Here is a 23,036-nt window from a genome sequence, read left to right as displayed (position 1 = left end):
ATGCAGCTGCAATTCAAATATAGCCAACATACCAACCTCCCTGTTCACGCGGCATTTGTGCCGGGTGAAAGGGCTGCAGATTGGTTTGCCCACATGGATACCTGGCAAACCGACCTGCAAACATTAAGCTGTTACCTGCTGCCGCACAGTATAGCCAACAACCAGGCGAGCGGTTTATTTGTGGTATTTAACGGGGCCGCACCTGCCGCCCAAATGATCAGGTATCCGTACGGTAAACTGGCCGACAAACTGTTTATACCAACAAACGCTGTTTTGTACCCGGTTACAGGAACCGACGAATTAAAAAAACTGCTGCTTTGGGATGTACAGGTTTTTCACCCACATATAGGCCTGGTGGGTTTTGAAGCAAAGGACAAAATTGAACTTGCAGATTTTATAGGCCTGCCCCAGCCGCATCATCAAAACTGGGACCTCGCCCATCCTGGTTTAAACCCATTGCCCGGCTTGCAGATGATTGGGCTGGAGCCTGATGAAAACGCCGACATGCTGGATACCCTGAAAGAGGATGTTGGCAGCGTACCGCTTAGCCAGATCCCTGATGTAACGGAAGAAGGCGAATCGCCGGCATCAAAAAATATAAAAAAAACAACCAATGCCATAGCCATGGTTGGCCTGTTTTTTTTGCTGGCCCTGGCGTTTATTGGTAAAGTTATTTTCACGGTGCTTGCCGCTATTTTTCCTATTTCGGCCAGCCCCTACCGCCGGCCGAAAAAAGGCCTTTTACAGGAATTGGAAGACTGGGTAAACCGCAAAATTACCGATTTGCAAAAACAGCGCGACAGCGAGCTGAACCGCCTCATGAATTTGTTTGATAAAGATGCCGACGAAGCCTTGAAATATGCAATTCCGTTAAACAGCCCTTACCTTGATCGTGGCGTTGCCCCGCCATCGGGAAAACTTAGCCGCCGAACGCTTGATTTTAACCTGCGCGGCCTGGGCGGCGGCGGCAGGGTTGATGGCTGGGATTTAGGCGAATACCGGCAGTTGTTGTATAAAAAGTACGAGCAATCGGCCAATGAGGCCATAGCCGCCGGCAATTTCAAAAAAGCAGCCTATATTTATGCGCACCTGCTGGGCAACTTTTATTTAGCCGCCAATGTGCTGCAGCAAGGCAAGCTTTACCGCGAGGCGGCAGCCATTTATAAAGACCATTTAAATAACAAGGCAATGGCCGCCGAATGCCTTGAAAAAGGCGGCCTGCTAACTGAAGCTATACCGCTTTATATTGAACTGGATAACCCCGAAAAAGTGGGCGATTTGTACAGCCGGCTTGGCCAGCGCGATAAAGCTTTAAAGTATTATGACGAGAAGGTAAACCGCCTTACCACTGCCAAAGATTACCGGCAGGCCGCCAAAATAACGCTTGATAAAATACAGCAAAAAGACGACGCGCTTAATTTATTGATGACCGGCTGGCAGGATACCAACAACCCGGAAGCCTGCCTGGCGGAGTATTTTAATTTGGTGCATGACCCCGAAAACAATACCCTGCCGCAGGAAGTAAGGCGCGTATATGCCAATCATGTTCCCCGCTTAAAAAAATCGGCCTTTTTGAATGTGCTGGCGGATACCAGTAAAAAATATAACAACCGGGAATTGGAAGCTACCACCCTGAATATAGCCTACGAAATTATAAGCGTACAAATAACCCAGGGCGAAATGAGCGGGCTAAAGCTGATGAACAAATTTGTGCCCGGCGACAGGTTGCTTACCGCGGATGCTAACCGGTTTATTGGCAGCCAGGTGCAATTGCCCAAGGTTAATAATAAGGCCACGTATCTTAATATCCGTAATGATAACAAATGCTTAGACCTTGCGGTATACCACGACCAGATAATTGCGATTGGCGAAAAAAACGGCGATCTGGGCCTGATGCGGGCTAACTGGGAGGGTAAAGTAAGGTACGAGTATCTTTTTAAAATAAAACCTCGTGCGCAGCCATGCTGGTTGTTGGCCGATGCCGGCCTATCAGATGTGGTAATGGTTGTCGGCAACGGGGTTCCCGTGCACATCAATAAGCAATTAAGCGATTCTTATTTTGAGCGATCATTAAAACTGCAAAGTTTAAACTGGCTGGATGAGCGGGCGCTGGCCTGCTGTTTTAATGGCAAGGGTATAACCATGTTACATTATGACACAGGCTTGTTACTTAGCCACTTTTCATCGGATGGCGAGAAAAAAAGCACCAACATGTGTGAGTTGAATGGCCAACAGATAGGTTCAGGCGACTCCGGATTCACCCCGTCGGCTATGTTTTTTCGCAAAGATCATTTTTATTTTTGTGCTAATGCGGATTTGATTAGGATTAGTGTGAGCGGCGAAGCAGAGCTGTTACATGTGGAAAGCAACATCATCAAATTTGATGTGAGCGGTCATCATACAGCCTTGAAGATAGCCCTGTTAACCAATGACGGCTGTGCAATAGTTACCCCAACTGTTAAAGGGTTAAACATGAGCACGGCGTTTTTTGCACAAGACACCGCCGCGCATGACCTCAAATTATTAACCGACAATAAACTGGTAATAGCCGGCGGCAAACAAGCCCAGGTTTACGACATTAGCGATGATGCACCCCGGCTAATAACTACGCTGGCTACCGAAAATGCAATAGAACGTATCATAGCCATACCTAAACGACATCATTGTGCATTTTTGGAGGCGGATAACAGGATCTCGGTTTATAATATTGAGGAGTAACGGATAGGGAGAGCAGCTATTTAGCTTATATCCGGTATTTTGTATTGTTAACGTATCGCGATCAAAAAATCTATTGCCGGCCAACCTTCAAGTTCAATCACGATAGTCGGGGACATTGGAACAGCGGTACACAACGAAACAGCCGGGCGGCAGCTTCCCTGTATTGCCCCCGCATCATACAGGTTGCAAAAAAATCAAACAAATCCACCTCACGTTTACTTATTTAATACAAGCTTTGTTTGATGATTTTTATTTCGTCAATAACTTGTAACTTGCTTCATATTAACCAATAAAACATTACCCACTATGAAAAGTATCACATTCAAAAAATCGTCTATGCTCGTGTTATTCAGCATCGTGATGTCGTTTGCAGCTATCGCCCAGGAAAAAGCAAGCCCGGCCGCTACCGCCACCGGCACTATAAATGGCGCTACGGTAACCATAGTTTACAGCAGCCCCGCGGTTAAAGGCCGCACCATATGGGGCGGGCTGGTACCTTACGATAAAGTATGGCGGGCAGGCGCCAACCAGGCAACCATTTTTACTACCGATAAGCCCTTAACCATACAAGGCAAAGCCATCCCCGCCGGCAAATACAGCCTTTACGCAGTACCGGGCGAAAAGGAATGGAAAATCATTTTCAATTCGCAAACCGGGCAATGGGGCATTAACCGCGATGGTACCACCACCCAGGACCCTGCAAAAGATGTAGCGGTGGTAACCGTTAAGCCCGAAAAATCTGTCGGCACCAGCGAACGGCTAACCTACACCATATCCGGAAAAGGGTTTCAGCTAAACTGGGAAAATTTAACCGTGCCTGTAGCGTTTGATTAGAAGCTAAAAGCAGAAGGCAGAAGGCAAAAAGCAGAAGGCAGAAAACATCAAACAAAAAGCATCAAACAGGTATAATCTTAAAGCCGAATGCAGAAAGCATCAAACTAATGCATGGGCTTCAAAAACATGTATAACAGGTTACAAAAAAGCCGCCCCAACTTTATTGACGGGGCGGCTTTTTAAATTCAGTTGTTAAAAATTACTTACTTGTCTTTTATAAACTTGCCAAGGGCTTTGCCAGCTGTGGCGTATGATTCAGACAGCCTTGAGCCGGTGTCATAGTCATAACCGCCGAAGGTGCGGCCGGGCGCCCTTTCAACCGATATGGTGGCAATTACTTTGCTCCTGTTAGCCGTTTCAACAATTACAGCGTCGCCGCTGATCTTGGCGTTTTCGCGGCTGATGTAAATATTGTAGCCGGGCTCGGTAAAATAAGTATTAAATATAATGGTGTATTTGGCGGTTTTGCTTTGGCTCATCATGGAATATTTTTCAAATAACTCCATAAATTTAGGCTCAAAGTTAGCTTGCCTGTCGCCCACCCATGATTTTACCCAAGTATCGCCCCTGCCATCTTCTTTTTTATTATAATCTGCTTTTTTGCGTTCCAGGTACTCGGCTTCGTCTTTGTATTTGCCAACGGCCATGTTGTTGTAAGTAAATTCGACATTGACGGTTGTTTCGCTTTTTAGCGGCGTAAAGTCGCCATCTTTCAACTTAACTTTCTGGGCCATAGAGGTTGCCGAGAACGATAGCAGCGCAATAAACGCCGCCCCTGTAATTAAAATTTTCATTTTGTGATTAGTTTTGATTTGGAAATAAAGCTATATAAATATTTTGATTAAACAATAGGGATTTTTGTGAGGGGTTGATTGGGTTGGATTGAGTTGATAGGTTTAACAGACGTTAAAAAAACCGTCGCTGCCGCAAGGCTCCAGCCTTGTGGCCCGCTGATAGGTAAACGCCATGCTAAGTAATGAATATGCCAATCCCGGGTGTTTGTTTATATCCGGGATTTTGTATTTTTAAACGGAGTAAAGAGCAATACAATAGCATTAAGGTTAACAACACACATTGTTGATTGTCCTAAAGGCATGGTGTATACTTAGCATACGGGCACACAAGCCACGAGGCTTGCGGGCAGCGGTGGGTTTTCAATCGCGTCGTGTTGTTAAGAAAAATAAGATGATAATAACGATAGTACAATTAATCCGCCATAGGCACACAAACCGTAGAGTGTCCATCTGCGCAATTCTTTAGATTTTCTGTAATATCCATCCGCATAAAAATTCCCCGAAAACAGGAGCATTAATAATCCGGGAAATAGTAACGCAAAAAATTTTGCGGCCGGTCCGAGCGGGGCATTTGACTTAGCTGTGTCAATTTCCTGTTTTTGATTGATCACTTCCTCAGCTATTAACAACTGCTCATCCGAAAGATTTCTCTTTTTAAATTCAATATCCGCTGCTTCAAGAGCTAATCGTTGGTAATGTCCGGGTTCGCTATTGATGATTTGCAGTAGTTCTGCATCCGTCCTTTTTGACATTACCTGTTCGAATTGGTTGCTCATCGTGTCGATTTAGGTTGGCTTAAATGATTTACTTTAAAATAATATTTACAATCCAAATCTAACAACTTTAGCCCTAACGGTTTTAAACTTTTTCAGTTTACTATAGGGCACAAACCAATCACGGTTTGGTTCCTGCGAACGTATGGCGTGCGGCAATATCGGGGGAGTTGAAAAAACGACACCCTTGGCTGTAAAAACATACATGCTGAACAAGGTGCGCCTCTGCAGGGTATCAACCGATGTTTTTAAATCATTAAAAGTGCTTTCATCCTCTTCGGGTATAGCTGATTTATCGGCTATGATACGCTGTTTAAGAATGTGTTTGTAATTTTCATACAACCAGGTGAGGCCGGCAGGGATCAATTCCTTTTCAATTGGGTATGCTTTACCGGTGTGTATATCAAGCGTATGCCACCGCCGGTAACTATCGGGATATGCACCCGTCGTCTCAAAAAAAAGTTTGATGGATATTATATCGGCCCCCAGGTATGCCACCTCATAATCTGACCAGGTTATTCCGCAGCCGCAATTTTTATAATTGGCAACGACAGTGTCCAGGTCATCGCCATCAAACAAGTTTTGATAGCTCAATGCTTTTTTTAAAGCAGGATAGCTGCTGTTTACAACAGGGAGCCGCAGCGTGTCGGTTTGGGATTGATATTTAAGCCGTACTATTTTTGTTGATATGATGGCCGGATGCCTTTGCTGTGCATAAACACGCGGAACCAGCATGTTTATACCAAGCAAAATTAACCATATGGCGTAGCGCAATTTCACCTATCTTGCTGCCATTACCTCATTCGTCAATCTTACGAAATCCTCCACGCTCAGGCGTTCGGCGCGTAGGTCGAGTGTTGGGTTGTCGGTCATTTTTTCTTTGTTAATGAGGGACGATATGGCGTTGCGCAAGGTTTTGCGGCGCTGGTTGAAACCGGCTTTTACAATTTGCCAAAATAGTTTTTCGTCGCAGTCGAGGTTTTCGGCCTGGTTGCGGGTAAGGCGGATAACTGCCGAGAGTACTTTGGGCGGCGGGTTAAATACACCGGCCTTTACGGTAAACAAATACTCTACTTTATAATAAGCCTGTAAAAACACGCTCAGGATGCCATACTCCTTGCTGCCCGGTTTGGCAGCGCAGCGTTCGGCAACTTCTTTTTGGAACATGCCAACTACCTCGATAACCTGGCTGCGGTTATCAAGCACTTTAAACAAAATTTGCGATGAGATATTATAGGGGAAATTACCGATGATGGCGAAGGGCTTATCAGTAACGGTTTTAAAATCCATCTCCAAAAAATCGGCATTCATGAGGCGGGTACCCAGCTGGGGATATTTCTTTTTAAGGTATTGCACCGATTCATCGTCGATATCAATCACCGAGGTTTCATAGTCGGTTTTCAGCAATAAAAAATCGGTGAGTACGCCCATGCCGGGGCCAACTTCCAGCACGTGGGTAAACCGGTCTTCGGGTTTCAGGCTATCCACAATTTTGGATGCAATATTTTTATCGGTTAAAAAGTGTTGCCCTAAATGTTTTTTTGCCCTTACCAATGTCATTATCTGTCAAATATTTGAGCAAATTACGTGATATTTGCGCATTGATTGGGAACAAATGTTTTATTTGCAGGGGGGAATAGTAGCAAGTTTTAGTATCAAGTATCAAGACAGGGGTAAAAAGGAAGTGGTGAGTGGTGAATGGTGAGTGGTTAGATGAATCAAAAATCCTGAAAAATCGCTTAATCCAATGAATCCCGGTTCAGATAAATGCGTTAGGGATTGAAGTGGATACCGGCCTGTGGCTAAGGCCTGTGCAGTATGAACGTAAAGCCCGGCCCGCAGGGAACGCCGGGGAAGAAGAATCAAGAGTTAAGAGTCAAGAATCAAGACGGGAGCGTTTTAGATTAGTAGATTAAAAATAAGAATAGAAATAGGCCTGAGCATAATTTTCGGGTAAACCAATATAAATTCAATCACGGATTAATCAGTGAAATCACCCCAAAAATCGGTGAAATCATAAAAAATCGGTGAAATCATAATAATCATGAGCGATAAAATAAAAGTAGGCATTAGCATAGGCGACATTAACGGAATAGGCCTGGAGATAATTATTAAAACCCTGGCCGATAGTAAAATTTATGATTATTGTACGCCTATTGTTTATGGCCATACCAAGGTGGCATCGTTTCACCGCAGGGCTACTAACGTTGCCGAGCTTAATTTTCAGGTAATTAACGACCCATCGCAAACGCAGCATAAAAAGCCCAACATGATCAATTGCTGGGAAGAAGACGTAAAAATTGAGCCCGGTATGGTTACCGAAGCCGGTGGCAAATACGCGTTTTTATCATTGGAGCGTGCTACTTACGATTTAAAGGAAGGTTACATTGATGCGCTGGTTACCGCGCCTATTAACAAGGATAACATCCAGAGTGATAAATTCAACTTCCCCGGCCATACCGAGTATTTGCAGGAGCGCGATGGCGCAGCCGAATCGTTAATGTTTTTGGTGAGCGATACTTTGCGGGTTGGCGTGGTTACCGGCCATATCCCGGTATCAAAAATATCTGAAAGTATTACAGTTGATAAAATTGTGGCCAAGCTTAAGCTGATGAACCACAGTTTACAAAACGATTTCTGGATACGTAAACCCAAAATTGCCGTACTGGGGCTAAACCCGCATGCCAGCGACAACGGTTTAATTGGCCACGAAGAAAAGGACACCATTATACCTGCTCTTGAACTTGCCCGCGATAACGATGTGCTGGCTTTTGGCCCGTACCCTGCCGATGGCTTTTTTGCCAACGGTACTTACCTGCAGTTTGATGCGGTGCTGGCCATGTACCACGACCAGGGGCTGATCCCCTTTAAACAAATTGCTTTTGAATCGGGCGTTAATTTTACCGCGGGATTGAAGTTTGTGCGCACATCGCCCGATCATGGTACGGCTTATGACATTGCCGGTAAAAACCTGGCGTCGGAAGTTTCGTTCCGCGAAGCTTTATTTACTGCTATTCACATAGTTAAGCACCGCCGCGAAACGCTGGAGCTGAACGAAAACCCGCTGGCATTTAGCAAGTTGAGTCGCGACAGGGACTAAAAAAACCCTTTAGTAACCATAATGTTTCAATTTAATTACCGTTTAGTTAAAACATTTGCTTTACTAATGCATTTACTTCCTTGATGAATACTTTTTCGGACCGGATACGATCCATAGATGCTTTTCGTGCCTTTACCATGCTGCTCATGATTTTTGTGAATGATCTTGACGGTATTCCGGGTACGCCGCAATGGCTCAAACACGTTGCCGAAAATGCCGATGGCCTGGGCCTTGCCGATACCATTTTTCCGGCGTTTTTATTCATCGTAGGTTTGTCTATCCCCTTCGCATTTCAAAACAGGTTAAAAAGCGGCAATTATAAATTGCTGGCGCGCATAGCCAGCCGGTCGCTGGCACTGGTGTTTATTGGTTTTTTTCACGCCAATATGGAAACCTATAATGACGCCGCCACCGCGCTGCCCAAGCCCGTATGGGAAAGCCTGGTTACGTTCAGTTTTTTCTTTATATTTTTAGATTACGGCAAAGAAACCAGCAACCTGAAGCGTTACCTGTGCCAGGGTTTTGGCGTAGCGCTGTTGATTGCCATGTCGGCCCTGTACCGCACCTCCGATCCGGGGCATACCTGGCTGCATTTTACATGGTGGGGTATCCTGGGTTTAATAGGCTGGAGTTACCTGGTGTGCGCGCTTATTTACTACTACTCGGGCGGGCATTTATGGATACAGGCTACAGCCTGGATATTTTTCATGATGTTTAACATGGATGTTCATTTTGGTTTCCTGAATTTTTTAGAGCCTATACAGCAATACGTTTGGATAGCCGGCAACGGCGCTATGCAGGCTTTTACCATGGCAGGGGTGTTTGTATCGGTACTGTACATGCGCCTGAAGGCCAACAACGAGCTTAAAATGTTATGGGCGGCACTAATACTCATCGCCATCATATTGTTTAACCTGGGCTTTATTGTGCGCTACTTTAGCGGCGGCATCAACAAAACAAGGGACACTCCTTCATGGGTTTTAATTTGTACCGGCATCAGCCTGATAGCCTATGCCATATTTATTTTTGTGGTTGATTTTAAACACAAATACAACTGGTTTAAAATTATTGAACCTGCGGGTACCAATACTTTTACCTGCTATATTGTACCTTTTATATTTTACCCCTTATACGAAATGAGCAACATTGGCTACCCCGAGTACCTAAGCCAGGGAACCGGAGGGCTTATCAAGTGCATTGTTTTTGCCTTTGTAATGGTATGGCTTACCGGGCTGCTGGATAAGATAAATGTAAGGCTGAAGATTTAGTGTTAAGTCAATAGTACTAAGTCGTAAGTCTAAAGTTGAGTTTTTTCTTTTTGACTTAGAACTTAAGACTTTGGGCTAAATACAATCCGTTAATTTATCATTGACGAGATATGATCTGCCCCCCGCCCGCTCATCGCGGTTGATTTAATTTCCTTCTTCTTTTAAAAAAATAATTGCACCTTTGCAGTAATTCCTTAATTGTTAACCCATAATAATCAGGAATCATGACGCAGAGTATCTCATCCATATCCCATTAGTGCGCTACCCGAAACAGGTGGACAGCAACCCTTTTTTACTGATTTAATTTTTTAGGAGCCGTTTTTTTAACGCCTCAAGGTTTTGCGTGTCGCCGGATTTTTTATGTTTCGTGGTTTGCCTGCACTTTCAAAATGGGTATATCCGCTACGGCGGATGAACTTTTGAAAATCATTAACAGATTGGCAAAAAAACTAAACGAACAAGTCCGATGGACATGCATGATTGGCCGTACATTAAAAAGTCGGCCCGGAGAAAGAAACGGCTCGTAAAAAAAGATTTCGATAAAAAGTTAATGCAGCTAAACAGGTGCATGCAGGCGTTGAGTGATCAGATCGGGAATCTGAAACCAGTTATATTGGAACACCCCTATCAGCGCGGCTGGATGCGCTCCTTTATTTTGCGCACGGATGTCGCCCGGAGCGATAAGGCCGAATTTTACCAGGCGCTTTTGGATAAGATCAACACTTATTGCTGGCATTACGACAGATCATTTAAGAGAAGAAAAATCCGCAAAGGGACATATCAGTATTATGATGTTAAGCTCCACCAACTGAGGGAGCTATCTCCCGAAGATTTCCATGGCGACAAATTGAAGCTATCTGACCACGAAAAGGACTGCTTTTATTTCAAAGAAACTTGGAATAACAAGTATAACCGCTGGGAGAACAAATACGTATTTGCCGAAGCCTGGCGATATGTTTTGACGATAAAGCCACACATAGTTTACGCCAAATGGCAAATTGACGAAGTGCTTGAACAAGAAATCAGCGAGATACAAAGCCATATTAAAAGCTACTACCTGCAACCGCGGATATGGAAACTGAAGGGCGGCAAGTATAAATATTGGAAAGGCGATTTCGAAGAGCAAGAAAAATACAAGAACGAATTAAAAAACAAACCCGTGTATACCTTAAAAGAGGAATACCTTGGCTATTAAACAGCTCCCTTATGGGCAATTTAAAAACAAAAGAATTAGATAAAATAGGCTATACCGGCGATGCATTAAAAAGCCTCGCCATCAATGCCGTAGCCAGGCACTATAAACACAGTAATAAAGCCGATGTAATGGCATTATTAACAGCTGTGCGGGATAACCCGGCTGCCTATACCGGCGATGATCAGTTACAAAAAATAGCAGAAGCATTTATTAAGGGTGAAGCAGAACCGGCATTAAAAACATTTAAGCTGATGGACGAGCCAGCCCCGATTAAAATTTATGGGGCAGATGAAATTGAGGATATCGCCAAAAAGCAAATGAACCTGGCACTGTCATTACCTATCAGTATCCGTGGGGCATTAATGCCCGATGCGCACAGTGGTTATGGCTTGCCTATTGGCGGCGTATTAGCTACCCGCAACGCGGTGATCCCCTACGGAGTAGGTATGGATATTGGCTGCCGCATGGCTTTAACTATTATTGATGCAGATGAAAAATTTATCAAACGGTATGAACATCAAATTAAACAGGCTATGGGCAAATGGATACATTTTGGCATGGAGGGCAGCCTGGCTGTACCCCAGGATGATGAGGTATTGGATAGCCCCCTGTTTAATAAAACGCCGCTGCTTAAAAAACTGCATGGTAAAGCTATGCAGCAATTAGGCACATCGGGCGGGGGCAACCATTTTGTGGAGTTGGGTGTGATAGAACTGGCCGAGAATAACGCCACGGGCTTACCGGCTAAAACCTATATGGCTTTGCTCTCCCATTCGGGTAGCCGCGGGCTGGGGGCAAATATAGCGCGCCATTATACCCAGGTGGCCATGAATACCTGCAAGCTCCCGCGTGAAGCTCAGCCCCTGGCCTGGCTTGATCTGGATACCGAAGCCGGGCAGGAATACTGGTTAAGCATGAACCTTGCCGGCGATTATGCCAAGGCTTGTCATGATAGGATACATAGCAACCTGTTAAAAGCCCTGGGGTTAAAAGCGCTCTGCAAGGTAGAAAACCACCATAATTTTGCATGGAAAGATCAACTGGCAGATGGCACCCAGGCAATTATCCACCGCAAGGGGGCAACGCCCGCACATGTTGGCGAGTTGGGCATCATCCCCGGCAGTATGGCTACTCCTGCTTATCTGATAATGGGTAAGGGCAATGCTGATGCCCTATACTCGGCATCACATGGTGCGGGCAGGGCCATGAGCAGGCAGGATGCTAAGGGCAGCACCACCAAATCGGCCATGAAAAAAATGCTGGCGGGGGCTAATGTAACACTCATTGACGGCAGCGTAGAAGAGAACCCGGCTGCCTATAAGGATATTGAATTGGTAATGAAAGCGCAAACCGAACTGGTTGCCATACAGGGCAAATTTTGGCCGCGCATAGTGCGCATGAATAAAGAATAGTAAAATGAAAAAATTAATAATACAAATAACAGCAGGCAAAGGCCCGCTGGAATGTTGCCTGGTTGTAGCCAAAGTGCAGGATTTGATGCTGAAACAGGCCTCCGGTGCCGGGCTCAATCTGTCGGTGATAGAAAACAAAAAAGCGGAGTTAAATGACACGTTGTTATCATCAACACTCCTGTTACAGGGCGATAATTTAGATGGATTTATAAACGAGTGGAACGGCACCATACAATGGACGGCGCAAAGCCCTTACCGCAAATTTCACAAACGTAAAAACTGGTTTGTCGGGGTTGGCATTTTTAGTGTCGGCGAGCAGGTGAAGTTTAATCCTGGTGATGTAAAGTTTGAAACTATGCGGGCATCGGGCCCCGGCGGTCAAAATGTAAACAAGGTAGAAACAGCAGTACGCGGGACACATACTCCTACGGGATTGCAGGTATTAGCTATGGACAGCCGCTCGCAATTACAAAATAAAAAACTTTGTATTGAGCGCCTGGAGGCAAAGCTAACGGCCATACAAGCCGAAAAACAAATAGCCCTGCGGAGAGCCAATGGATAGCGCACCATTCCTTAGAGCGAGGCAATGCGGCGAAAGTAATCAGGGCGGCATTGTAGATGTATCCGACTGCTAAACGCTAAACCCGGATCGCATCGCCCAGACTTCCGAAGTTTCAAAAACTTCGGAAGTCTTCTTTCCCCTAACTTACTTTCCCATTAACCCAACCACAAAATAAACCTCAATAGCCTCGCACAGATTTACGAAGTTTTGAAAACTTCGTAAATCTTCTTTTCGCGAATTACTTCCCTCCCATCAAACCAACCATAAAATCCAACGCGGTTTTATCGGGCAGTGGCTTGGCTGCCGGCGTTTCGCTCAATATCATGATCTGGTTATCCGTGGTATTATAGGCAAGCCATACAGGTAAACCCTTTCCATTGGGATTGCCGGTTTTGGCAAAGTTTGTCCAATAGGCCGACATTGTTGCGGCAAGTTGCTGGTCGACAGGCTCCCATGGGCGGTTCAGGAATTTGAGGTTGTTATAGGCGTATGCCACCTCGCCGGTATGGAATGCGCCGTATTTTACAAAATCGGGCGTGGCAGGCAAGCGGCGGGTAAATCGGTAAACATATACTGTAGCTTGCTTTTTATCGCTTTGCACATTTGCCCAGGTATAATTTTGGATACCAAAAATTTGATCCCGGCTGATGTTGATCTGCGATCTCGCGGCTTCAGCGTCTGTATTTCCGGGGTAATGTTGTAAAAAAGCGGCGGCTTTATCGCCGTACTGTTCGGTTATTTGCTGCTTATATTCTTCGGCGGTTTTTAGTTTGCCTACAAAGGCATCATCTTCGTTCCAGCCGGTAAGTAAGGGCACTGCGTTTTCTTTGTTATCTGCAAAAGTTTGCGCGACGGTTTGGGGCAATACATATCCATCTATAATTGGGCGCGCCTGCCATTTATTAAGCAAGCCGGCAGCCGGGATATTCCGCATATCGGCAATGGAATTTGCTTTCAAGTCTTGTGCCAGTTTTACGCCACTCTGTTCGGCTTGCTGCAGGGTTGAATTACCACGTGGGTTTAAAAAACTGGCGCCGCTCTCTGCAATAGCTTTCTGAAACAAGCCTTTCCCTAACGGAGACGCAACCAAACAGTTTACGCTCATGGAGCCGGCCGACTGCCCGGCTATGGTAACATTGCCGGGGTCGCCGCCAAAACTTCTAATGTTTTGTTTTACCCATTTTAGCGCCGCCACCTGGTCCATCAACCCATAATTTCCAGATGCGTTGTGGCCCGACTCCTTACTCAGCTCCGGGTGGGCAAAAAAACCAAAGATGCCAACGCGGTAATTGATCACCACAAAAACAACTCCGTTTTTGGCTGTTGCCTCACCGTCATAAATAGGACAGGCCGCACCGCCTGATCCGAAACCGCCTCCATAAATGTATACCAGCACCGGCTTTTTATCTGCGGATGATTTGGCATTAGTCCATACGTTCAGGTACAGGCAGTCTTCGCTGATGGGTTGGTAAGGGATTAAAAACTCGCGGGTATAAACACCAAACTCATCGGGCTTTGGCTGCATTGGGCTGGCCGAAAATGTAGTGCATTGTTTAACACCTTCCCAAGGCGCTACGGGCTGTGGCGCCTTCCAGCGCAAATCGCCAACCGGTGGGGCGGCAAAGGGGATACCTTTGAATATATGAACGCTACCGTCGCTGCTAACGGTACCGGATACCATTCCGGCGTTGGTTTTAACTGTATTAAAACCAACGCTTTGTGCGTAGCATATGGAGGAAGGTATCAATATCGACAAAAGCAATGCTAAATTCATTTTCATATAGATTTTATTTATATCACATTTCAAATGTCAAAAATCCGTCATTGCGAGGTACGAAGCAATCCCCTACATGCTAAGTCCCACATAGTTCGGGATTGCTTCGTACCTTATAATGACGTGTTTTTAAGTTGCTGATTGTTAGTATTATTAATTATGTCATTGCGAGGAACGAAGCAATCGCGAACTTTGTATGGCGGACTTGCACAGTTCGCGATTGCCACGCTGCGCTCGCAATGACATAGTTGTTGTGTGGCGCTAAAGCCAATACGTCATCCCCGTTTTTTTCAGGATCATCCTGATGGTTACTTATAATGACGTCCATGTAAGTTATTGATAATCAATAGCTGTTTTTTAAACGTCATAACGGTTTTTTTCAGGGATACCCCTGATGGGTACTCGCAATGACGGTAGTTTCAAGCATTCGTTTAACTATGTCCATTACACGTCATCACGATTTTTTCAAGCTTTACCTAATGAATACTCGCAATGATCGACGGAAGTGCAAAGCCCAACTACGGCTTTACACTCACTTTATATTTTGCAGTGCGGGCATCGCTAATAACACCTTTCCAGTTCAAACCGTATCCAAAATCATATACATGGCCCTGATCGTCGGTATAGCATTTCATATCATGGGGTACATCTTCAAACTGCTGCTCCACGGTTTTCATGTCTATTGGCATCTGCAATGGTAATAATGCCGATGGCTCGGCTTTGCCGGTCAATATATCTAATGTGGCCTGGCCCTGCACACCAAAATCTACCACGATAGCATTGGCATTTTTTTCAAATTCCGAAAACACCATTGGGTTGGCCATGTTTACCGATACAATAACAGGCTTGCCTTTCATTTTGGCATAAGTATCATTCACCATAGCCAGGTCGGTAATGTTAATAGCTGTTGCTGATTTATCCTTGTAGGTCCGGTTGGTAAATTTTTCTAACGGATCGCCACCGGCTATACTTGTGGCGCGCGCATCAACCGCTTTGTACTCGCCATATTGCAGGCTGATAGGCACATACCCCGTGCCGCCATTTTTGGCATCCTGGCTATTGTAGCCACCGCCGCTATTGGGGCTGTTGATGAATACGAGGGCGTAATCGGCCTCTTCGGGATTTTCGGTTACCTTGAAATATTTTTTCACAGTTTCCATATTAACCGGGTATTCCAGCTTTTCGGGAGTTTCCATTCCCAGGAAATTACGCCCGGCCGGCGTGAATTTTTTAGGTACATAAACGGTTTTGCCGGTTTGTAATGGTAAAACGTTGCCTTTATTTTTCAGCATCACTATCGATTTAAGCTGCGCCTGGTACCCTGCATTCATAAACTCAGGACTGCCCACTACTGTTTTAGTAGTTTCGGGATCTAAATAAGGATTTTCAAACAAGCCTGTCCTGAAAATATTGCGCAATAAACGTACAGCCGATTGCTCAAACCTGTCGCGCATGAAGGCTTCGCCGTGATTTTTAACCCCCATCTGGTACGCAGCTATTACGGGCGCAACCTCGTTGTTGCCGCCAAACTGATCAACGCCGGCCATTAATATTTTGTAGTGGCGCTGCGCCACCGATAAACCTTCCACGCCCCATGATTTGCCCGAAAGGAAAACATCAACCGCTGTTTCATCGCCGGTAACCAGCCAATCGGTACAAACAACCCCGTCGAACTTGTATTTTTTACGCAGCAGGTCATTGATGATATAGGAGTTGTAGTTGTTAGCTACGTTCTCTTTGTTTTTAGTATCCTGGTTAAAAGATATGGTGTAGTATGGCATAACAGAGGCAGCCATCCCGGTTTTGCCGTTCAGCTTAAAAGCGCCTTCGGTAAACGGGATTAAATGTTGCTTAAAATTATTGCCGGGATAAACCGCGTATTTACCATAACCGTAGTGCGCGTCGCGGCCACCTTCGCCCGCGCCACCGCCGGGCCAGTGTTTTACCATGGCATTTACGCTGCCGTAGCCCCATCCGCCATTAATTTCCTTATCACCAACGGATGTTTGAAAGCCATCTATGTAACCACGGGCCATATCGGCAGATAATTGCGGGTCTTCGCCAAACGTACCGCTTACCCTGCCCCAACGGGGCTCGGTAGCAATATCAACCTGTGGCGATAACGCGGTGGCAATACCTAAAGCCCTGTACTCCAAAGCGGCTATATGTCCGAAATTTTCTACTATTTTTGGATCAAACGTGGCCGCAAAACCTAACGAGCCGGGCCACATAGAAATAGCACCGCCTGCACCTGCATTATACTCGGCAGTGGCAACCGTACCATGGCGCGGATCGGAACTGTTGTTGTTAGGGATCCCCAAACCTAAGCCCTCCACAAAAGCCTGGGCATTATTATTCCATTGCGCTGCAATTTCGGGGCTTTGTACCGATGTAATGAGCACATGGCGTACATTATCTTTTTCTAAAAATTGCTTTTGCTGATCGGACAGATCATATGGTTTGGCACCGCTTTCGGCAAATACTTTGCCGCCATAAGTTCCCTTAAATGGCCCTGCCGGTGCCGATGGTATGGGTTGGTGCCTGCTATATAACATCAGCCCGGCAATTTGTTCTACGCTCATTTGCGATGCCAGGTTTTTAGCCCTTTCATCAACAGGCAAGCGCCAATCTTCATATTTATCCAGTTTGCCGTTTTTGTTCAGGTCTTTAAAAGCGAGGCCATCAACCGTCAATATTTTTACGCCCGATGTGGTTGCGTAACCCAATTGCTGCCCACCGGCATTGCTTACAAAAACAATATCGCCCGACTTTTTCTCGGTCCATTTGGTTTGGGCCATAGCGGCGGTTGCAGGCAGTAGCGAGAGCAACGCGATAAACTTGAATTGATTTGCCATGAAGATTGTATTGTTTGGTTAGTATTAAAATTGCCTTGTACCTGTAAAAGCCTTTGCAACCGTAGTTACAAAGGCTTGAGAGTTTAGTTTAGTTGATATATGTGTTTGTGTTTTCTTGATTCTTGACTCTAACTTCTTGATTCTGCTTTACTTCAGTTTCATCTCGTTAATAGCAACTTGTGGTGTCAAAGCTTTTACTACTTTTTCAACGGTAATATCTTTGGCCAGTTTAAAAGATGCTTTCTCTTCTATTTGCCTTGATGATGAACCAATCCTTACTTCATATTTACCGGCATCGGCTATCCAGGCTTCCCTGCTGGTGTAAAATGAAGCCAGGTCGGCAGCTTTGATGGTAAAGCTTAATGTTTGCGATTCTCCAGCTGCCAATAAACGGGTTTTGGCAAATGCTTTCAATTCCTGCTCTGGTTTATCCAGGTCTTTTTTAGGGGCGCTCAGGTATAATTGAACAACTTCCTTACCTGCTATATCGCCGGTGTTTTTAACCGTTACAGTGGCGGTAATACTGCGCACAAAGCTGGGGGCGCTTAGTTTCAGATCGCTGAATTTAAAGTTGGTGTATGACAGGCCGTAACCAAATTCATAAGCCGGTTTCACTTTAGCAGCATCGTAATAGCGGTAGCCTACATAAATTCCATCTTCATAAGTAACGGTTTCCGGTTTAGGCATTGGCGTGCCCGGGAAATTATTGGCCGATGGCACATCTTTATAATCCATTGGGAAAGTGGTAGCCAGCTTGCCAGATGGGTTAACCATGCCGCCTAAAACATCGGCAATAGCGTTGCCTGCCTCAAGGCCTGGCTGCCATGCCAGTAAAATACCATCTATCTCGTCGCGCCAGCTGGCAACATCAATAACGCCGCCGATATTTAATACGACAACAACTTTTTTGCCTTTCGCATGGAAAGCCGCTGCCACTCCTTTTATTAAACCTTTTTCGGCATCATTTAAGTAATAATCGCCTTCCAGTTTCCTGTCGGCGCCTTCGCCGGCATTTCTGCCTATGGTAATAAGGGCTACATCAGCACCGGCGGCTTCATCTGCTACAATTCCGTTTACATCCATTTCGGGGATGGGCGCGGGGTGGTCAAAGAAGTTTTTAGGCTTGGGCTGTTTCAGCTTCATATCTGCCAGGTAAGCGGTATAGTTTTTTGACAATGTTTCCTGTAGCTTGAAACCCGCGTTGGCCAGGCCCTGCATTAATGATATGGTATACGCCTTATTAACATCGCCGCTACCTGTACCACCCGCTATGATATCATAACTGGTGTTGCCAAATACGGCTATCCTTTTTGCCGGGAAAAATGGCAATGCATGGTCGTCGTTTTTAAGCAAAATCATGCCCTGGGCAGCTGCCTCACGTGCTACTTTAGCATGAGCCGGCAGATCAGGTGCATCTGAATATTTGTATTTGGTGAAGGATGGCGACTTAACTATTACGTTCAGCATCCGTTCCACATTGGCATTCAGTTGTTTGATGCTCAATGTCCCGTCCTTAACCGCAGCCACAATAGCCTCCGACTGGCTTGGGCTTCCGGGCATAATGAGGTCATTACCGGCTTTCATTTGCGCCACGGGATCTTTTCCACCAAACCAATCGGTCATTACAAAGCCTTTCAGGCCCCATTCGTCTTTTAAAACGGTGGTTAGCAGATCGCGCCTTTCAGAAGTATAAGTTCCGTTTAATTTATTGTAAGATGACATTACCGTCCATGGTTGTGATTTTTTTACGGCGATGCCAAAACCTTTTAAATAAATTTCGCGCATGGCCCTTTCGCTTACAACGGTGTTGATGGAATTACGGTTGGTTTCCTGGTTGTTAGCCACATAATGTTTTATAGAGGTACCTACACCATTTGACTGAACGCCATTTACAATGGCCGCAGTCATGTTGCCGGCAACAAGCGGATCTTCGGAGTAATATTCAAAATTACGGCCACCAAGGGGGTTACGATGAATGTTTAAACCTGGCGCCAATAAAATATCCACACCATATTCGCGTACCTCGTTACCAAAGGCTACGCCTACTTTATTTACCAATTGGGTATCCCAGGTGCTGGCCAATAAGGTTGCTACCGGGAAAGCGGTAGCGTAATACGTTTTTGATTTATCGCCATCGCGGATAGGCTCGATACGTAAACCTGCAGGGCCATCAGAAACCGTCATAGATGGAATTCCCAAACGCGGGATACCATGGGTACGGCCGGCGGCACCCGGAACTTTTTCGGGAATGTTATAAGCATCAGGATCTGATGGGGGCAGTTTAAACCCGCCAATATCTATTGCCTCGGGCTTTTTGCCTTTTACAGGCGGGGGCATGCCGGGCATTTTAAAACCCATACCCACCACCAGCTTTGATTTTTCTTCCAATGTCATCGCAGCTACTATCTGCTTTACATTATTTGCCCGCAATTGCAGCGGTTGTTTTTGGGCCTGGGCCTGTACAGTTGAATTAAAACTGCCGGCTGCCCACATAATTACAATAGCAATGCCAGATCTGGAGCTTATTTTCATGATTAAGGGTTAAAAAGAAGTGCTTAATAATTGGTTATAACTGGTTTATTAACAGCAAACAATAGCATTGTGTCAATATTACACAATAGTATATATTATGTTTTGAAATAGCAAGTAGGAACTCAAAGATTTTTTGAATAAAAAGCAGTCGGGTATAAATTCGCCGGGATTACAGCTTTCGAATAAAAACAGGCAGTAAGTATTGCTATACAGATTTAGGTTGTTTTGGATTGGAAGGCCCGGAAAGCAAAAAAGACACCCGTTAGAGCGTCTTTTTCATTAGTTGTTATTCCTTTTTAAAATTTGGATCATCGATGATCCAGGCTTTATTCTTTATTCGCCAAATTTTTACCGTTAAAAAAGAAGCTTATTTTTCAACGGGGTATCAAACATAAGTTTCTCCAGGTAAGTAGTGCGCAAGGCGTCTTTGAAGGCCATTGCGTGTCTTTCATGGTGCATATCGCTTGATATAAAATCTATCATTTCATTATCAACCAACAATTCTGCCTGTTTTTTTACCTCGCGGCCATAATAACCCGTTAACGATATCGTGTTTAGTTGCATGCTACAGCCCCAGCCCTTGATATTTTTGTATTGCTCCAGGTCCATATACGGATATCTTTCGGGATGGGCCAAAATGGGTTTATATCCCAAATCGTTCAATTTTTGTAAAACTGGGATAACATTGGGAGGCTTGTTGATAAATGAAAATTCAAACAACACATAATTATCACCCATGGTCATTAGCTTGCCTTCATTTACACGCGCTTCAAAGGTTTCATCAAAATAATGTTCGGCAGCGGCTTCAACCGGGATATCTATATTTTCTTTCACCAGCTCGGCTTTCAGTAATTCAAGCGATGCCGCGATGGTTTCGGGGGTGTTGCGATAAAAATCGATCATTACGTGTGGGGTGGCAATAATCTTTTTTATTCCCAGGTCCATCATTTTCCGTATCAGGATTATGGAGTCCTCCGGTGTTTGCGCACCATCGTCAATCCCCGGCAAAACGTGCGAATGCATATCAACCATGATTGATTCATAGTTGAAGGTTATTTGCTTCTTTTCTTTTTTACTTTTAAAAAACCCAAACATAGTTAACGGTTATTGTACTGCCCCTTATAATATTGCTGATAATTTCCGGAAGTTACGTTATCAAGCCATTCTTCATTAGCCAGGTACCAATCTACGGTTTTTTCCAGTCCTTCTTCAAAAGTAATACTTGGCACCCAGCCAAGCTCTGTTTTCAATTTGGTAGCGTCGATGGCATAACGCAGATCATGCCCTGCCCTGTCTGTAACATAGGTGATCAATTTGGCCGATTCACCTTCGGCCCTGCCCAGTTTTTTATCCAGTATGGTACACAACAAATTAATCAGGTCGATGTTTTTCCATTCGTTATGGCCGCCAATATTGTAGGTTTGGCCGGCTTTGGCATTGTGGAATATTACATCAATGGCCCTTGCATGGTCTTCTACCCACAGCCAATCGCGAATATTTTCGCCTTTGCCGTATACAGGTACAGGCTTACTTTGTTTAATATTGTTGATGGCAAGAGGTATCAGCTTCTCGGGGAAATGAAACGAGCCATAGTTGTTTGAGCAATTGGATATTACGGCGTTTAAACCATAGGTATCCTGGTAAGCCCTTACAAAATGGTCCGAACTGGCCTTGGATGCCGAATATGGCGAATGCGGGTCATAAGCGGTTTCTTCGGTAAACATGCCGTCTTCGCCTAAAGTACCGTACACTTCATCGGTTGAAACGTGGTAAAAACGGGTTTGATCATAACGGCCTTTCCAGCTTTCGCGGGCGGTATTCAATAAATTAACCGTACCAACCACGTTGGTCATCACAAATTCCAGCGGGTTGGTAATCGAGCGGTCTACATGCGATTCGGCCGCGAGGTGGATCACCGCATCTGGCTTTTCGGTTTCAAAAAGGTTATTTATGAATTCAAGATCGACTATGTCGCCTTTTACAAAGCTATAATTAGGCTCGTTTTCGATATCCCTCAAATTTTCCAGGTTACCGGCATAGGTCAGCTTATCTAAATTGATAATATTATAACCGGGGTAGGTTTTTACAAAGCGGCGCACTACATGCGACCCTATAAAGCCGGCTCCGCCCGTAATAATAATCTTTTGCATTAGCTGAATTTTAATTTATAACGGATTTTGTGCTATATATTTTTCCCATTCCCAGGCCGATGACATCATAGTTTCTAAGCCCAGTTCTGTTTTCCAACCCAGCTTATTGGTTGATTTGGTTACATCGCCCCAAACCTTTTCCACATCGCCGGCGCGGCGCGGGCCAATCTGGTAATTTACCTTTACGCCGGTTGCCTTTTCAAACGCGCGGATTACCTGTAACACCGTACTGCCCTGGCCTGTGCCCAGGTTAAATACATCATAACCATGGTAGTTTTCACTTTCGGCTAATTTTAAAGCGGCAACGTGTGCTTTAGCCAAATCAACCACGTGAATATAATCGCGTACGCAGCTGCCATCCGGGGTGTCATAATCATTGCCGAATACTGTTATTTTTTCGCGTTTACCAATAGCGGTCTGGGTAATAAAGGGCACAAGGTTTTGTGGTACGCCTATAGGCAATTCGCCAATAAGGGCGGTTTCGTGTGCGCCAACCGGGTTAAAATATCTTAACGACACTACTTTATAGCTGCTGGTACCAGAAGCTATCATATCCTTCAAAATCTCTTCGGCAATTTGTTTGGTATTGCCATAAGGCGACTGGGCGGGCTGCACGGGGGCTTCTTCTGTTACCGGCAACTGCGCCGGCTGGCCATAAACGGTACAGCTTGACGAGAACACGAAATTTAGAGGCTTGCCATAATAGGCATCCAGTAAATTGATAAGCGAATAAAAATTATTGCGATAATATTTCAATGGTTTCTCAACCGACTCGCCTACTGCTTTGAATGCAGCAAAGTGAATAATACCGGCAACATCAGGTTCGGCAATGGCCAGGGCTTTTACGCCGGCTTCGTCGCAAAGGTCAAGTTTGTGAAAAACAGGTTTGTAGCCGATGATTTTGGCCAGCTGATCTAAAATTTTGGGGTCTGAGTTTGATAGGTCGTCAACAATAACAGGTTCGTAACCTGCATTTACCAGTTCGACAACGGTATGGGAGCCAATAAATCCGAGGCCACCGGTCACTAATATCTTCATTTTTAAGTAGGGTATTTAGTAAGCCATAAAG

17 protein-coding genes are annotated in these 23,036 nt (G+C 45.1%); 7 read left to right on the top strand and 10 right to left on the bottom strand.

Features of this window, described 5'->3' with window-relative positions:
- Both AC1DXF_RS14175 and AC1DXF_RS14170 read left to right on the top strand, forming a co-directional pair.
- Positions 1-2,718 carry a hypothetical protein gene (locus AC1DXF_RS14175; protein WP_477449393.1) on the top strand — a complete coding sequence of 906 codons (2,718 nt, stop codon included), beginning with the start codon at positions 1-3 and terminating at the stop codon, positions 2,716-2,718.
- 306 nt (positions 2,719-3,024) lie between these two features.
- Complete coding sequence (locus tag AC1DXF_RS14170; RefSeq protein ID WP_477449392.1) at positions 3,025-3,552, top strand: DUF2911 domain-containing protein; 528 nt, start codon at positions 3,025-3,027, stop codon at positions 3,550-3,552.
- 203 nt (positions 3,553-3,755) lie between these two features.
- Here AC1DXF_RS14170 and AC1DXF_RS14165 read toward each other — a convergent pair whose 3' ends face one another.
- From AC1DXF_RS14165 to rsmA, 4 genes are all read right to left on the bottom strand, one after another.
- Positions 3,756-4,346 carry a hypothetical protein gene (locus tag AC1DXF_RS14165; protein ID WP_477449391.1) on the bottom strand — a complete coding sequence of 197 codons (591 nt, stop codon included), beginning with the start codon at positions 4,344-4,346 and terminating at the stop codon, positions 3,756-3,758.
- A 377-nt stretch (positions 4,347-4,723) separates the two neighbouring features.
- Positions 4,724-5,098 (bottom strand): hypothetical protein, encoded by a 375-nt coding sequence (locus tag AC1DXF_RS14160; protein ID WP_477449390.1) that lies wholly within the window; start codon positions 5,096-5,098, stop codon positions 4,724-4,726.
- Positions 5,099-5,167: 69 nt separating this feature from the next.
- The gene (locus tag AC1DXF_RS14155; RefSeq protein ID WP_477449389.1) at positions 5,168-5,854 is read right to left on the bottom strand and encodes a hypothetical protein; all 687 of its coding nucleotides are present in this window, start codon (positions 5,852-5,854) and stop codon (positions 5,168-5,170) included.
- A 45-nt stretch (positions 5,855-5,899) separates the two neighbouring features.
- Entirely contained in the window at positions 5,900-6,679 is a 780-nt protein-coding gene (gene rsmA, locus AC1DXF_RS14150) for a 16S rRNA (adenine(1518)-N(6)/adenine(1519)-N(6))-dimethyltransferase RsmA (protein ID WP_477449388.1), read from the bottom strand.
- A 484-nt stretch (positions 6,680-7,163) separates the two neighbouring features.
- On the opposite strand from rsmA, the gene pdxA reads away from it, so the two are divergent.
- From pdxA to prfH, 5 genes are all read left to right on the top strand, one after another.
- A complete protein-coding gene (gene pdxA, locus AC1DXF_RS14145; RefSeq protein ID WP_477449387.1) occupies positions 7,164-8,219 on the top strand; it encodes a 4-hydroxythreonine-4-phosphate dehydrogenase PdxA in 1,056 nt (351 codons plus the stop codon).
- Between the two features lie 83 nt (positions 8,220-8,302).
- Positions 8,303-9,487 (top strand): DUF5009 domain-containing protein, encoded by a 1,185-nt coding sequence (locus AC1DXF_RS14140; RefSeq protein ID WP_477449386.1) that lies wholly within the window; start codon positions 8,303-8,305, stop codon positions 9,485-9,487.
- 466 nt (positions 9,488-9,953) lie between these two features.
- Positions 9,954-10,682, top strand: coding sequence for a hypothetical protein (locus AC1DXF_RS14135; protein WP_477449385.1), 729 nt, complete (start codon positions 9,954-9,956; stop codon positions 10,680-10,682).
- Positions 10,683-10,693: 11 nt separating this feature from the next.
- A complete protein-coding gene (locus AC1DXF_RS14130; protein ID WP_477449384.1) occupies positions 10,694-12,094 on the top strand; it encodes an RtcB family protein in 1,401 nt (466 codons plus the stop codon).
- A gap of 4 nt (positions 12,095-12,098) precedes the next feature.
- Positions 12,099-12,656 (top strand): peptide chain release factor H, encoded by a 558-nt coding sequence (gene prfH, locus AC1DXF_RS14125; protein WP_477449383.1) that lies wholly within the window; start codon positions 12,099-12,101, stop codon positions 12,654-12,656.
- A 238-nt stretch (positions 12,657-12,894) separates the two neighbouring features.
- Here prfH and AC1DXF_RS14120 read toward each other — a convergent pair whose 3' ends face one another.
- The 6 genes from AC1DXF_RS14120 to galE all read right to left on the bottom strand — a co-directional run bounded on the left by AC1DXF_RS14120 (position 12,895) and on the right by galE (position 23,005).
- Complete coding sequence (locus AC1DXF_RS14120) at positions 12,895-14,436, bottom strand: carboxylesterase/lipase family protein (RefSeq protein WP_477449382.1); 1,542 nt, start codon at positions 14,434-14,436, stop codon at positions 12,895-12,897.
- Positions 14,437-14,948: 512 nt separating this feature from the next.
- The gene (locus tag AC1DXF_RS14115; protein ID WP_477449381.1) at positions 14,949-17,285 is read right to left on the bottom strand and encodes a glycoside hydrolase family 3 protein; all 2,337 of its coding nucleotides are present in this window, start codon (positions 17,283-17,285) and stop codon (positions 14,949-14,951) included.
- Between the two features lie 147 nt (positions 17,286-17,432).
- Positions 17,433-19,817 carry a beta-glucosidase gene (locus tag AC1DXF_RS14110; RefSeq protein WP_477449380.1) on the bottom strand — a complete coding sequence of 795 codons (2,385 nt, stop codon included), beginning with the start codon at positions 19,815-19,817 and terminating at the stop codon, positions 17,433-17,435.
- 354 nt (positions 19,818-20,171) lie between these two features.
- Positions 20,172-20,912: a tyrosine-protein phosphatase gene (locus AC1DXF_RS14105; protein WP_477449379.1), complete on the bottom strand. Its 741-nt coding sequence runs from the start codon at positions 20,910-20,912 to the stop codon at positions 20,172-20,174.
- Between the two features lie 2 nt (positions 20,913-20,914).
- Positions 20,915-21,967: a dTDP-glucose 4,6-dehydratase gene (rfbB, locus tag AC1DXF_RS14100; RefSeq protein ID WP_477449378.1), complete on the bottom strand. Its 1,053-nt coding sequence runs from the start codon at positions 21,965-21,967 to the stop codon at positions 20,915-20,917.
- 15 nt (positions 21,968-21,982) lie between these two features.
- Positions 21,983-23,005 carry a UDP-glucose 4-epimerase GalE gene (gene galE / locus AC1DXF_RS14095; protein ID WP_477449377.1) on the bottom strand — a complete coding sequence of 341 codons (1,023 nt, stop codon included), beginning with the start codon at positions 23,003-23,005 and terminating at the stop codon, positions 21,983-21,985.
- Between the last annotated feature and the right edge of the window lie 31 nt (positions 23,006-23,036).

Source organism: Mucilaginibacter sp. P2_A5, assembly GCF_056404995.1.
The sequence above is the reverse complement of the archived record's forward strand: the minus strand, read 5'-3'. Positions and strand labels throughout refer to the sequence as shown.